Origin of the sequence: Aerococcus sp. HMSC062A02 (assembly GCF_001809535.1) — a bacterium.
GTDB lineage: Bacteria > Bacillota > Bacilli > Lactobacillales > Aerococcaceae > Aerococcus.
Genome location: NZ_KV797933.1, coordinates 16,787 through 30,740, shown reverse-complemented (window position 1 = coordinate 30,740; position 13,954 = coordinate 16,787). Strand labels below are relative to the sequence as shown.

Genomic DNA, 13,954 nt, shown 5'->3' with positions numbered 1-13,954 from the left:
AGCTGCTCTTGCGAACCCGACTACAGGGTGTGAGAGGATGCCAGACTTGCAGGCGCCAATTTGCCTTTGACTGGTCTCTCTGCAAATTGAAGACAACATTTTGCGCTCAGGGGGTTCTGAGTGCAAATAGAAAGCGGCTATTTGCATGTAGCAACTTCGAACACAAATAGAAAATGGCCATTTGCATCCAAGGTCTCCGAATGCAAATAGAAGCCAACAGTTTGCATGTAAGAGCTCTAAGCTCAAATCAAAAGGATATTTTTTCGAAAATCACTCCCCCACCTACAAAATCAGCCTCAAGTCGAGTCTAGCCAGGTGAGAAGAAAGTACAAGACGGCCTTAGCCGCCTTGCCCCTCCCCCTAAACATTCAAGGACCAAATTCAATAGCACAACGGATGCTCACTAGCACCATCCAACTCAAAAAAAGCGGTTCCCTTCAGACAATGAAAGGAGCCGCTTTTTGACTTGTTTTTATTTTAGAATTTAGCGAGCACTTGGTCCAGGTGGTGTTTTACCTTGTCCTTACCTAAGACTTCGATAGTTAAGCCAATTGAAGGGCCGTGTTGTTCACCAGATGTTGCAACCCGCAGCGCCATGTAGAGGTTCTTGCCCTTAATGCCGGTTTCTTTTTGGACAGCTTTAATCGCCGCCATAATGTTTTCTTCCGTGAAGGGTTCAATGTCATCCACCTTATCGCGGAAGGCTTGGATCACGACGGGTGCGGTTTCTGCTTCGAGAACTTCCTTGGCATCTTCCGCAATTTCTAAGTCTTCGTGGAAGAACATATCTGAGAGCGGAACGATTTCAGCTGCATAGGACATTTCATCCTGATAGAGGGAAATCAATTTCTTAGTCCATTCCATCTCTTCTTGGCTTGGATTATCAGAGATCCGACCGGCTTTTTGAAGGTGAGGGATGGCCAGGTCTGCGATGGCTTCGGCATCTTTTTCCTTCATGTAGCGGTTGTTGATCCATTCCAGCTTCTTGTTGTCGAAGGCAGCTGGTGACTTGCTCAAGCGGTCTGGGTCGAACATTTCGATAAATTCTTCCTTGGAGAAGATTTCGTTTTCTCCGACTGGTGACCAACCGAGCAGGGTAATGAAGTTAAACATAGCTTCAGGAAGGTAGCCCAAGTCGCGGTATTGTTCGATAAACTGCAGGATCGATTCATCACGCTTGGATAATTTTTTCCCGGTTTCTGCATTGGTGATCAGGCTCATGTGGCCATATTGAGGTGCTTGCCAGCCCAGAGCATCATAGATCATCAATTGTTTAGGTGTATTGGCCACGTGGTCGTCCCCGCGCAGAACGTGGGTGATAGCCATCAAGTGGTCGTCGACAACCACCGCGAAGTTGTATGTTGGTGACCCGTCATTCTTCAAGATAACGAAGTCGCCACTGATGTCCTTGGATTCGAACTTGACCTCACCCTTGACCATATCATCGAAGCGGTAGGTTTGGCCTTCAGGAATGCGGAAGCGGATGGTTTCAGGACGGCCTTCAGCGCGCGCTTGGTCGATTTCTTCCTGACTGCGGTCGCGCCAAGTGCCAGTATAATGAGGCATTTCCCCATTAGCACGTTGGGCTTCCCGTTCGGCCTCTAATTCTTCGGCTGTATCGAAGGCATAGTAAGCATCGCCTTGTTCGAGCAATTGGTTCAAGTATTTGTGGTAGATCTCATCCCGTTCAGATTGGCGGTAAGGACCGTATTCCCCGGGTTTATCTGGACCTTCATCCCAGTCAATCCCTAACCAAGTCAGGTTGTCTAACTGGCTGCTTTCCCCATCTTCAATATTCCGTTTCTTATCCGTATCTTCAATCCGAATAATGAAGTCGCCACCTTCGTGACGTGCGTATAGGTAGTTAAACAATGCGGTACGCGCATTCCCGATATGTAAGTGCCCAGTTGGACTCGGTGCATAGCGTACTCTAACTTTATCTGCCATTCAAACTTCTCTCCTCATTAAAATATTTTTCTTAATCCAATGCCCTTCCGAACGAAGGAACATTTTTCCTTATCCATTATAACGCAATCCCTAGCTTAGAACAATTTCTTGAGCAGATTCCCCGCAGAAAATCCAGCTTGTTGGGCAATCATAAGGAAAAAATAGGCAGTCTCTACCTGACCGGCTCGTAAAAAGTTCTTTTTCTGGTTACCAACTTAGAAAGGGCAAGTTGAGGAGCGGCAACTTTCAAAGCTCAGCTCCATTTAAAAGTTGGATCCCTGCTAGTCTCGAACGCTAACTTCATTTGAAAGTCGGGTCCCTGCTATGGTCAAAGCTTAACTCCATTTAAAACTCGGCCAGCAGCTAGACAAGCTAGCTTGGGTCTTCCCAACTTGCTAACAAAGCCTCCATTGGCAAGTAGGATAGCGGTAACTTGCGATCGGACCTCCTGTTAGCAAGTAGGATGACGGCAACTTGCCAACTAGGCCTCCATTATCAAGTTGACTCTCTGCTAGACAAGCTGCCCCCCTACTCACCATAATGAAAACAAGCTAGCCAAGGTCTCGCTAGCTTGTTGGTCCTTATATTATATTTTGATTGTTGCATATTTACTTGGAGTCGCTTTATTAACCCACATTCAGGCCTCCTGATTGTGGATTGGTCGTCTCCAACCCACACTCCTAATCTTTGATTGAAGGTTGATTGCTGCTGATCCACACTCCAGGGGGCTGATTGTGGATTGAGCACCAGCCCTCTCACCCTGTAGTCGGGTTCGTAGAGGCAGAAAGGGAGGGACTTCAGCAAAGTGGAACGACCGGCTAAAGCCGCCCTTTTCCTCTTTTCCTCCAGTCATCCCTTTCTAACCGCCTTTGCTCACACCCTGTGTAGTCGGGTTCGCAAAGGCAGAAAGGGAGGGACTTCAGCAAAGTGGAACGACCGGCTAAAGCCGCCCTTTTCCTCTTTTCCTCCAGTCATCCCTTTCTAACCGCCTTTGCTCACACCCTTATTCAACAATTTTTGCAAAGATCATCTTACCAGCGTTAGTTTGAATGGCGCTGGTGACTTCGACGTCCAGGTGTTCGTCCATGTGTTTTTTGCCTTCTTCGACCACAATCATGGTGCCGTCGTTAAGGTAGCCAACGCCTTGTTGTCGCTCGGTTCCTGCTTTGAGGATGCGAACGGACAAGTGGTCGCCGGGCACGACAACGGTCTTCATAGCATTGGCTAATTCATTGATGTTGAGCACCTTGATTTGGTGGAACTGGCTGACTTTATTCAAGTTGTAGTCATTGGTGACCAGGACCCCGTCTAATTTCTTGGTTAGAAGGATCAGTTTCAAGTCCACTTCCTCTTCTTCTTCGAAGTCTCCGGTATAGAATTCCACCGTAATCTCGTCCAAGGCCTGCATTTCATTGAGGACGTCTAAGCCCCGGCGGCCGCGCACCCTTTTCTCGCTAGCTGCTGAATCCGCAATGTACTGGAGTTCCTTGAGCACGAAGTTAGGCACCACGACTACACCTTCGATAAAGCCTGTCTTCAAAATATCTAGGATCCGGCCATCGATAATCACGCTGGTATCTAAGATCTTATAAGGCTTGAAGGAAATCGTAAAGTCCTTGGGTTCCAAGAGGGCCAATTCTTCCTGGTCGGCCTCCTCTTCTGAGCTTGGCTGAGACTTCTCCTCCTCCTGGCTAGTCCCTTCTACCACCTCGCGCCGGGTCAGGGTCATGTTGGAGAAGAAGGCCTTGATGTCGCCCCCCTTCAAGCGAATGGTCATAAAGCCAATATAGGCAAAAAGGACCGAAAGTAAGATCGGTAGGATGTTAGAGATCACCGGCCAATTCAAGGCTGAAATCGGCAAACTCACTAGCCAAGCCACTGTGAGACCTGCCACAATGCCTAGGGTATAGAGAAGAATATTTGATAGGGAAAGCTTCTCGATCTCGATGCGCAAACGTTCCAAAAACCGGTCATAAACCGGGCGTAATAAGACAATGACAAGGAAAAAAATAAGGGCGCCTAAAAGCATATTGACGATGGGTTGATTCAATAAAGACGATTGAAAATTAAATAATTGCCAAAACTTAGGTAGGGAATAGTAGCCTGTTCCTGCCCCTAGAATTAAAAATAAAGCCGTCACCGCTGTATTCCATTTATTCTGTTCCATGTCGTCACCTCCTTTAATGTAATGTAGAGGCCCTAGCTTGCCAGTCAGTTCTTCCGTCTATCCAGAAAAATTAACGACTCATGATAAGGAGAACTTATTTTCTTGCTAAAGACCTCTTTGTATTTTATCACTAATTCTATTTTTGGGCCACTAGTCGCGTGGAAAAACCAAATTAAGAACATTTCGCAGGGTTTTCGCCGCGACAACTTCAATTTTGCCATGGTGGAGCTTGGCATCATCGTTACCATAAGGGATAAAGACCCGCTTAAAGCCCATGTTCTCTGCTTCCGCAATCCGGTCAGTCACCCGGCTCACCCGGCGGATCTCGCCCGTCAAGCCAATCTCACCAATAAAGCAATCGGTCGGCTGGGTCTCCTTCTCCCAATAAGAAGAAGCGATAGCGACAGCGATGGCTAAGTCGATGGCCGGCTCATCCAAGCGGACTCCGCCGGTTGACTTCAGATAAGCATCCTGGTTCTGCAACATGAGGCCGGCCCGCTTCTCGAGGACAGCCATGATCAGAGTCACCCGGGAATAATCCAAACCGCTGGCTGTCCGCCGGGCATTACCGAAGGCGGTCGGTGTGAGCAGGGCCTGGATCTCAGTCAAGAGGGTTCGGGTCCCTTCCAGGGAAGCCACAACGGCTGACCCATTAGCCCCCATCAGCCGCTCTTCTAGGAACATTTGGCTGGGATTGGCAACTTCGTGTAGGCCATCTTCCTGCATGTCGAAGACACCGATCTCATTAGTGGACCCAAAACGGTTCTTGACCGCGCGCAAGATACGGAAGGAATTATACTTCTCCCCTTCCAGATAGAGGACCGTATCCACCATATGTTCCAGGATCCGCGGACCGGCAATATTCCCCTGCTTGGTCACATGGCCCACAATGAAGATAGCGGTTTGGCTGGTCTTAGCCAAAGTCATCAAGCGCTGGGTCGTTTCTCGAACCTGGGAGACGCTGCCTGCCATCCCGTTCGAGTCCGGCTGGATCATGGTTTGGATGGAGTCGATAATGACAAAGGCCGGCTTGATGTCCGCAATGGCCGCTTCGACCATGGACATATCCGTCTCAGCGAAAACATAGAAGTCCGCCGCCTCAAAGCCTAGACGGTCGGCCCGCATCTTGATCTGCTGAACGCTCTCTTCCCCGGAAACATAGAGAACAGGACCGGCTTTTTTGTCCAATTGGGTGGCCACCTGGAGGAGGAGGGTGGACTTACCAATCCCAGGATCGCCCCCAATCAGAACCAGCGACCCGGCCACAACCCCGCCCCCAAGTACCCGGTTTAATTCTACCAGGTCCGTCTGGGTCCGGGCCTCTTCCTCGCCCTTGACTTCATTGATACGCTGGGCCTTGTGGTCGGCACGCTGGTAGGCACGGCGGTCTTCGGGATGGCGGATGGTTTCGCCACCGATCCGCTCTTCCTCCATCTGGTTCCAAGCCCCACACTGGGGACAGCGACCGTACCACTGGGGCGACTCATAGCCACAAGCCTGGCAGGTGTATAAGACCCTATCCTTCTTCGCCATTTATGACGCTCCTTTCCTTACTCTCACAACTTACTGGCCAGAACTCCCGAAGCCCCCTTGGCGGTCAGAGGCCTGGTCTCCCTGGTCCTGATCGACCTTCAAGAAGGGGAGGAAGATCCCTTGGGCAATCCGTTCCCCCTTCTTAACCGTCACATCCTTCAAGCCAAAGTTTAATAATTGCACATAGATATGGCCTTCATTGCCCGCATTATTATAGTAGTCACTGTCAATAATACCAATCCCATTCGGCAAGGTCAGGTAGCGCTTGAGGGGGTTGCTGGACCGGCAAGTCAGCTGCAGGTATTCATCCGCCCCCATATAGGCCTTGAGCCCGGTTGGCACCAAGGTCGGCTTCATAATCTCTTCCTTGACCTCGCCCCAATCCTTACCCTTAAATTCAGGCCACTTGGCAAGGACATAACGAATCGCCCCCTGCCAAAACGAAGGGATCCTTACCGTCTCCCCTGCCTCAATATCATAACCCGCTGCCTGCTTGGTGGCACGCTGGGGCAAGTTAATGCCAGCTTGGGCATAGTCTTGAATCACTTCAAATCCACGTTGACGCATGGTCTTCCTCCTTAAAAATAATATGCTATGTCTATTTTCATATAATTGAAGCATTTAAGCAAGCGCTTTTCCCAAGCTTAAAAAAATCCTAGACTCTGATCGTGAAATTAAAATCGGTTAGTTCTGAATCAGCTATCGCATACGATATCTGTCATTTAATGATGCTAGTGAGCATCCGTTCCGTTTTTGAATTTGATCCTTAAAGAGCCATGGCACCGGCTCGAGCCAAGGTCTCTCGCCTAGCGAATCTCAAACGGTCCGTACGGCTTACGCCTACGCCCCGTAATTCGCTTCCCTTGCTTATACATGGCTAAGGATCAAATTCAAAACTCCACTCCTGCTCATAAAGACACTGTTAAACTAAGTTAATCCAATTGTTTAATTTACAGTATCGCTAGAACTATAAAAGTTTCTATATTTCAATAATTGGGAATAGAAGGGTAGCATTAATTCAGAATATCTCGAAAGAAAACCTGTGCTATTTTCGACAGAAGCTTTTCTACTCTTACGAACCCGATTTCGAATGATATCCAATCGTTTGCCAATGATTTCCTATATAATCTGGCGAATTTTACTATAGCTGTTTAAAACGCAATTAACAAGGATTTACCTAAGTTTTACATAAAGCATACCGACTTTTTACAATCCTTTGATAGGATGAACTTAATATCAAACTAAGGAGGATTCTATGAAACGCCCAGCCATCAAAGAAAAAAGCCCTCGCGTCCTACTGACCACCCTATTCGCTTTAACCAGCTTTAGCTTGGCCAGCCAGGATGTTAAGGCCCAAGAAGTAACCGCCGACCCCGTTGATTCGACAGGCGAAGTGACCCCGTCTAATCCAGAGACCAGTGACAGCGGTGCGACGACAGGAGAAGCCCAGCCCGGTACGGAAGCAGAGAGCCCAGCCTCTACCGAGACGGACCAGCCAGCTCCTAGCGCCAAGGAGCCAAGTCCCAACCAACCGGCTACCAATACCCAATTGATCACCATCGCCCACACCAATGACATGCACGGCCGCCTGGAAGCAGAAGGGTCTGCTGACAATCAAAAAGTCACCGGTATAGCCCAAGCTTCCGCCTACTTCGACCAAATCCAAGCGGACGCTGTTTTTGACGCTGGGGATGCCTTCCAAGGTCTCCCCCTATCCAACCACGATAAGGGACATACCATGGCCCAAGCTATGAAGGAAGCAGGCTATGATGCCATGACCGTGGGCAACCACGAGTTCGACTTTGGTGAAGACATTGCCCGGTCCTACGAAGATGTCCTCGACTTCCCGGTCCTCTCTGCCAATGTGGAAAAAGATGGCCAACCCGTCTTCAACCCCTCTGTCAACGTCCACACCAATAACTTTAACCTGGGTGTGGTAGGGGTAACGACACCAGAAACGGCCTATAAGACCCACCCTAAGAACGTGGAAGGTATGACCTTCGCGCCACCGATTGAGTCGACCATCAAGGAACTCAACCGCCTCTTAGACGACGAGAGCGTCCAGGAAGATGCCTATGTGGTCCTCGCCCACCTGGGGATCGACCCTGCCACCCGTCCCGAATGGCGCGGTGACCGCTTGGCTGAGGCTTTAGATGCCTTAGAACGTTTTGACCCCTACCAAATCATTGTGATCGATGGCCATTCCCATACCGCTGTTCCAGGGGGTAAGACTTACGGCAATGTCTACTATGCCCAAACCGGGACCGCCCTCAACAATATTGGGGTCATCCAATTCGATCCGACAAAACCTGGCTCAGCCAAGGGACGCTTGGTTTCTGCTGAAGAAGTTCGCCAGAGCTTAGATGGCAAGACCGACCCACAAATCGAAGCTCTGATTGACCAAGCCCGATTCAATTACGATAATGAAACTTCACGACAATTGGTGGACAACAACCCCGTCTTCCTTAACGGCCGCCGCAACTATGTCCGCTCGCACGAGACCAACCTAGGCAACCTCATCACGGACGCCATGGTGGCTTACGGCCGAGAAGGAGGCTTCAACAATCCGACCGACTTCGCCATGATCAATGGCGGGGGAATCCGCGAAGAAATCGCTAAAGATGAGCCCATCACAGAAGGCGATGTCATCGCTGTCCTGCCTTTCGGTAACATCCAATCCCAAATCGAAGTCAGTGGTCAACAAATTTACGACATGTTCAACCTGGCCTACTCTGCTCCAACCACAGAAGGTTTCGGATCCGAGGCAGAAGGCAACCGGGTAGACCCTATTGATGAAGATTCCGGTCTGCCTGCCCTCAATGCCCTGGGTGGTTTCTTACAGGTGTCATCAGATATCAAGGTCTACTTCGAGCCAACAGCTGAAGACCGCCACAAGCGCGTTCTGGGCGTCTACCTCCGCGATCCAAAGACCGGCGACTATGCCCTGATACCTAAGGACACCAGCCAGACTTACTACATGGCCACCAATGATTTCCTGGCCCAAGGTGGGGATGGCTATGACATGCTAAGTGGCGCTCGAGAAGAGGGGCCTTCCCTAGACCAAGTCGTGATGGCCCATATCGAAAAAGGCGGCCAAGAGCTCTTGAAGCAATATGCCGACCCACTCCCCCAAGACCGAATCATCCCAATCACCCAGGCCGACTATGCTGCATTAACCAAGATCGATGACCCCGGTCGTCAGATCCACAGTCTGGATAGCGAGGCCTTCAAGGTTGAAGAAGTCAGTCGCTATGAAAGTGGGGCGCCTTTTGACGAGGGTGGGACCGAAATCGTGGTCTACAACCCAAGCCAAGAAACGATCTACTCCATTAACGGTTATGAAAAGGCCATCGACATTATCGATGCTAGCCAAACGGGTGACATGCCCCTCCAACGTCGTATCCTTCTTAAAGATTTGGGCTTAACTGCCTCCGACCTAACCAGCATCGCCCTCCATCCAAGCGGGCAAATCTTTGCGGTCGCTGCGCCAGCTCTCGATAAGACCGACCCAGGCAATGTCGCCTTCTTCACCGCTGACGGGAACTACATCAACCATGTCCAAGTCGGTGCCCTGCCTGATAACCTGCAATTTACCCACAAAGGTGACATGGTGCTTGTAGCCAATGAAGGAGAACCCAACGACGACTACACCGTTAACCCAGCTGGGGGCATTTCTGTTATCGAAATTCCAGCAGACTTCTCCACCATTAGCCAAGACCAAGTGACGACGATCGACTTAACTGAAGCGGACATGCCAGAAGACCTCCGCCAACTCGGTCCAGATGCCAGCCATTTTGCCCGCAATATGGAACCAGAATATCTGGTAATCGACAAGGATGACCAATACGCCTATGTCAGTCTCCAGGAAGTGAATGCCATCGCCAAGTTCAATATCCCTGAACGGAAATTTGACCTGGTTAAGTCCCTTGGTTACAAGGACCACTCCCTCGAAGCGGATTACATGGATCCTTCCGACCGTGATGACAAGCACGAATCCCGCAAAGTGCCTGTCCTAGCCCTCCACCAACCGGATGCCATCGCCCTCTTCGAAGTAGACGGTGAGACTTACCTGGTCCTACCGAACGAAGGGGATTCCCAAGACTATAGCGGTTACTCCGAAGAAGTCCGGGTGAAAGACCTCGCCAAGGCTGGCCTCATCGACCTCGACGCCAAGTACTACCAAGGATATAGCCAAGAAGAGCTTGACCAAGCCGTGGCCCAAGGTCTCTTCGACGATGACCAGTTAGGCCGCCTCCGCGTCACGACCGCCCACCCCTTCAAGACAGGGGATACCCATAATGCCCTGGTTGCCTTCGGGGGACGGTCCTTCTCCATTGTCCGCGCCTCTGACCTAGAATTAATCTATGACAGCGGCAACGACTTCGAACAGCTCATCCAGGCTATCAACCCTGACCTCTTCAACAGCGAAATCGAAGTGGAAAAGGGTCAAAGACTGCCGGATCCAGATTCCCGAAGCGACAACAAGGGGGCTGAACCTGAAACGGCTGTTGTGGGCTATCTGAACGGTAAACCCTATGCCTTCATCGCCCTGGAACGTTCAGGCGGTATCATGGTCTATGACGTCAGCGATCCCTACCAGCCAAACTTCGTCGACTACATCTATGACCCAAGCTTCCAAGATGTGTCCCCAGAAGGCCTCTACTTCGTCCCCGCTGACCAGTCCCAAGATGGCCACGCCCACTTACTGGCAGCCTACGAACTCTCCGGAAGCATTGCCGACTACCGCTTAAAAACGCCAAAAGTAATCACAGAGCCAAACCAATCTGGCAGCGAAAACACTAGCACCGGCGTCTCTACTGATCCTAGCACCAAGCCAGGACAGACTGGCACGTCGACCCCGACTTCAACGGGCCAAACACCAAGCACCGGTCCAAACACTGGCTTAGAAAGTACACCGGAAGAAGGAACAGCCGGTCAAAGCGACCAATCCTCAGCAGCCCAGCCAAGCCAAAACGACCAAGCTAGTGCTGGAAATCAAACTAGCAAGGGCCAAAGCACCCACCCAGCTGGTCAAACAGCCGGTCAAGTGAAAGTTAAACCTGCAACTAGCAGCAGCCAGAAAGACCAGAAAACAGCAAGCAAGGCCAAGGCAGACCCTGGTCACCAAGAAGGCCTCCCACAATTGTCTAGCCAAAGCGCCAGCCTAGGCCTGGGCCTAGCCCTAGCCGGTATCGGTTTCTTATTCACCATTGCGAAGACACCCAGCCGGTCCAAAAAATAAATTGATTTAAATGCTTAGAGGCCCTTTCCTACCCCAAGTTATCTTGTCAGGAGATAGCTTGGGGTATTTTTTTGGTTTTTTACTAATTGTGTTGGTGAACATCCGTTCCACTTGGCGATCGGCAAAGCTTTCATTGTGGGCGACTTTCCTATAGAATAAGAGGAGTAAAATAGTCCAAAAAGGAAGATCACTGTGAAAAAATTCATCCACTACCTCGGCCTCGCTGTCCTCTGCCTCTTCTTGGCAGCCTGCCAACCTCAGTCGAGTGATGACTTCTTGGCTCAGATTGACCAAGCGGCGGAAAAGATGACGACTTATCAAACCAGCACTGACTTTGACCAGAAGCTGGGCGACAAGGAAATCTTTAACCAGATGAGTATGGCGACCTACAGCCAGGAGCGGGGAACAGAGGGCAAATTAATTAACAAGGGAGAAGACGGGGACCGCATCCTCCAGATCATCAGCAATCCCAAACAAACCGTTTTCCAAGAGAGCCAGCTGGACGACCAATCTGATTGGCAGCTAAGTCCTTCCTCCCAGGCCCTGGAAGAGCGGGTCCACCGTTTTCCCTATGAGAATATGCTGGAGATTCTCCACAAAATTAATGGGGACGCCCAATTACGCAAGCTCGGCCCCACGCAGATTATTCGCTATGAGGGGAAGAATCCTCAACTGACGGAAATCATCAACCAACGCGGGGCCAGCAGCTATCAGAACGATGCCATCCATAGCGTCGAATTCCTCATCGATAGCCAAAGCTCCGGCATCCGCCAGGTCAGTTGGCGGGTCCACGGGCAGGACAAGGCGGCCAAGAAAAACTTGGTCAGCTCCATTAAGATCAAGTACCGGCCACTCTCCGACCAACAATTAGACGAGGACTTCGCCTCAGCTGAAAACAAGTCCTACATCCCCTCAAGAAAGGAAGAAAACAATGAGTAAAAACCTTGTGGGCAGCTTCTTTGCCCTGGCCTGTATCGGCATCAATATCTACATCATGGTCAAGGGCCGGTCTGAAAAAGGCATGACCGCCATGGAACAAGCCCGACTCAAAACTGTTGCCGGCATCATGCTCCTCCTCGCCTTCATCGCCCTCACCTTCGGACAATATTTGGGATTGGAATAAAGAAGGGTGTGAGAGCTGGCGGTTAATTTTCGTTCACTGGAGCAAGTCACCAGAACAGTCTGAAAGACTGTGGCGGAGACTTGTGAAGTGACACGAAAGTTGCCAGCTCGAACCCGACTAGAAGGGTGCGAGCAAAGGCGTTCAGAAAGGGATGACGGGAGGCAAAGAGGAAAAGAGCGGTTGCAAGCCGATCGTTCCACTTTGCTGAAGTCACGCCCTTTCTGCCTTTGCGAACCCGACTAGAAGGGTGTGGAGGATGGTAGTCAACCCACAGACAGGATCCTGGAGTGTGGATTGATAGTGTTCAAGCCTCAAACAATATCCCCGAGTGTGGCTTGTCCGGCTTTAACTCTTAAATGAACCCCTCAAGTGTGGGTTGGCAGTGTTCAAGCCTCAAACAATATACTAGAGTGTGGGTTAAAGGCGATCTACCCACAATCAAATCCTTCGAGTGCGGGTTACAAAGCCGAGCCCAAGTTGGATATGAACAGACCAAAAATTAAAATATAAAAATAAGGATCAACAAGCTAGCAAAGGTCCTGCCAGCTTGTTTTCATTATGGAAAAAACCAGGTGTCTTACCTAGCAGAGCTTCTACTTGCCAACAGGAGGTATTGTTCGCTAGTTGCCGCCTTCCTACTTGCTATTGGAGGACTCGTTCACAAGTTACTGCCGGTCTACTCGCTAATGGGAGTCTCGTTCGCTAGTTAACTTGATTCTACTTGCTAACAAGGACCCTATTCGCTACTTGCCCTTTGCCAAATAAGCGTCAACTTGTAAATACATGCTCTGTTTGAAAGTTACTGCCTTCCTACTTGCAAATAGAAATCTCGTTTAAAAGTTGCCGCCTTCCTCCTTTTAAATGAATGCCTCATTTGAAAGCTCCCACCAGCCTACTTACAAATTGAGGGTCTATTTGTAAGTCCCCGCCTCCCTAGTCACAAACGCCAGCCCCTTTTGAAAGTTAACAAAAATTTTCAAAGCGCCACCCTTTTAGCCCTGCAAACAAATCCAGACAGTTCAAATTTTTCGACCAAGCTGGCCTATGCTATAATTGAAGAAAACGATCGAGGAGGATGCTTATGTTAGGTCTAAAAGAAAGTGAACTACAGGACCACATCGAAAGAGCCCTAGCCGAGGATGCGCCCTACTATGACCTGGCCTCGGAGGCAATTTTTCAAGGACAGACAGGGACGGTTGACCTGATCGCCAAGCAAGAGGGGATCCTCTGCGGCCTGCCTATCTTCCAAGCCGTCTTCACCTATCTCCAGGAAGACAGCCAGTTCGATAGCTTCATTCAGGAGGGCGAGCGGATTGAAAAAGGCCAGACCATCCTAAGCATCCAGGCCAAGGCCACCACCCTCTTGACTGGGGAGCGAGTTGCCTTGAACTACTTGCAGCGCCTATCGGGGATTGCAACGGCGACACGAAAGTTCGTGGATGCCCTGGAAGGAACCGGGATTAAGCTCATGGATACCCGGAAGACGACGCCGGGCTTCCGCAACCTCGAGAAGTATGCGGTCCGGGTCGGCGGCGGCTACAACCACCGCCATGGTCTATCTGACCTGATCATGCTCAAGGACAACCATATCGGCGCAGCGGGATCGATCACAGCGGCTGTCCAAGCGGTCCGGGAAGTCGACCCTTTCATCCATAAGATTGAAGTGGAGACAGAGAACCTGGACATGGTCAAGGAAGCGGTCGCTTGCGGAGCGGACATCATCATGCTGGACAATATGGACCACGACCAGATGGCGGAGGCCATTGCCTATATCGACGGCCGGGCCATTATCGAGGGTTCCGGCAATATGACAGCCGACACCGTCTCTCGGATAAAAGACCTGGACCTAGACTATATCTCCTCTGGCGCCATCACCCACTCTGCCGGCATCCTGGACCTCAGCATGAAAAATTTCCGGGTCAATTAAAAATTACGACTCAAA

At 50.4% G+C, this 13,954-nt stretch carries 8 protein-coding genes; 4 read left to right on the top strand and 4 right to left on the bottom strand.

What is annotated here, in order from left to right:
• Window positions 1–477 precede the first annotated feature (477 nt).
• From gltX to HMPREF2626_RS06075, 4 genes are all read right to left on the bottom strand, one after another.
• Window positions 478–1,947, bottom strand: a complete 1,470-nt coding sequence (gene gltX / locus HMPREF2626_RS06095) for a glutamate--tRNA ligase (RefSeq protein WP_070618818.1) — start codon at window positions 1,945–1,947, stop codon at window positions 478–480.
• Between the two features lie 1,003 nt (window positions 1,948–2,950).
• Window positions 2,951–4,114, bottom strand: a complete 1,164-nt coding sequence (locus HMPREF2626_RS06085) for a PIN/TRAM domain-containing protein (RefSeq protein WP_070618814.1) — start codon at window positions 4,112–4,114, stop codon at window positions 2,951–2,953.
• Window positions 4,115–4,264: 150 nt separating this feature from the next.
• Window positions 4,265–5,647, bottom strand: coding sequence for a DNA repair protein RadA (gene radA, locus HMPREF2626_RS06080; protein WP_070618812.1), 1,383 nt, complete (start codon window positions 5,645–5,647; stop codon window positions 4,265–4,267).
• A gap of 30 nt (window positions 5,648–5,677) precedes the next feature.
• Entirely contained in the window at window positions 5,678–6,214 is a 537-nt protein-coding gene (locus HMPREF2626_RS06075; RefSeq protein ID WP_070618808.1) for a dCTP deaminase/dUTPase family protein, read from the bottom strand.
• A gap of 688 nt (window positions 6,215–6,902) precedes the next feature.
• On the opposite strand from HMPREF2626_RS06075, the gene HMPREF2626_RS06070 reads away from it, so the two are divergent.
• The 4 genes from HMPREF2626_RS06070 (at window position 6,903) to nadC (ending at window position 13,939) form a co-directional block, all read left to right on the top strand.
• Window positions 6,903–10,889, top strand: coding sequence for a choice-of-anchor I family protein (locus HMPREF2626_RS06070; RefSeq protein WP_070618805.1), 3,987 nt, complete (start codon window positions 6,903–6,905; stop codon window positions 10,887–10,889).
• Window positions 10,890–11,081: 192 nt separating this feature from the next.
• Window positions 11,082–11,828, top strand: coding sequence for a hypothetical protein (locus HMPREF2626_RS06065; RefSeq protein WP_070618803.1), 747 nt, complete (start codon window positions 11,082–11,084; stop codon window positions 11,826–11,828).
• A complete protein-coding gene (locus tag HMPREF2626_RS06060; protein WP_070618800.1) occupies window positions 11,821–12,012 on the top strand; it encodes a hypothetical protein in 192 nt (63 codons plus the stop codon). The genes HMPREF2626_RS06065 and HMPREF2626_RS06060 overlap by 8 nt, the downstream gene beginning before the upstream one ends.
• A 1,081-nt stretch (window positions 12,013–13,093) precedes the next feature.
• On the top strand, window positions 13,094–13,939 hold the full coding sequence (nadC, locus tag HMPREF2626_RS06055; protein WP_070618798.1) for a carboxylating nicotinate-nucleotide diphosphorylase: 846 nt from the start codon (window positions 13,094–13,096) through the stop codon (window positions 13,937–13,939).
• Window positions 13,940–13,954: the final 15 nt, after the last annotated feature.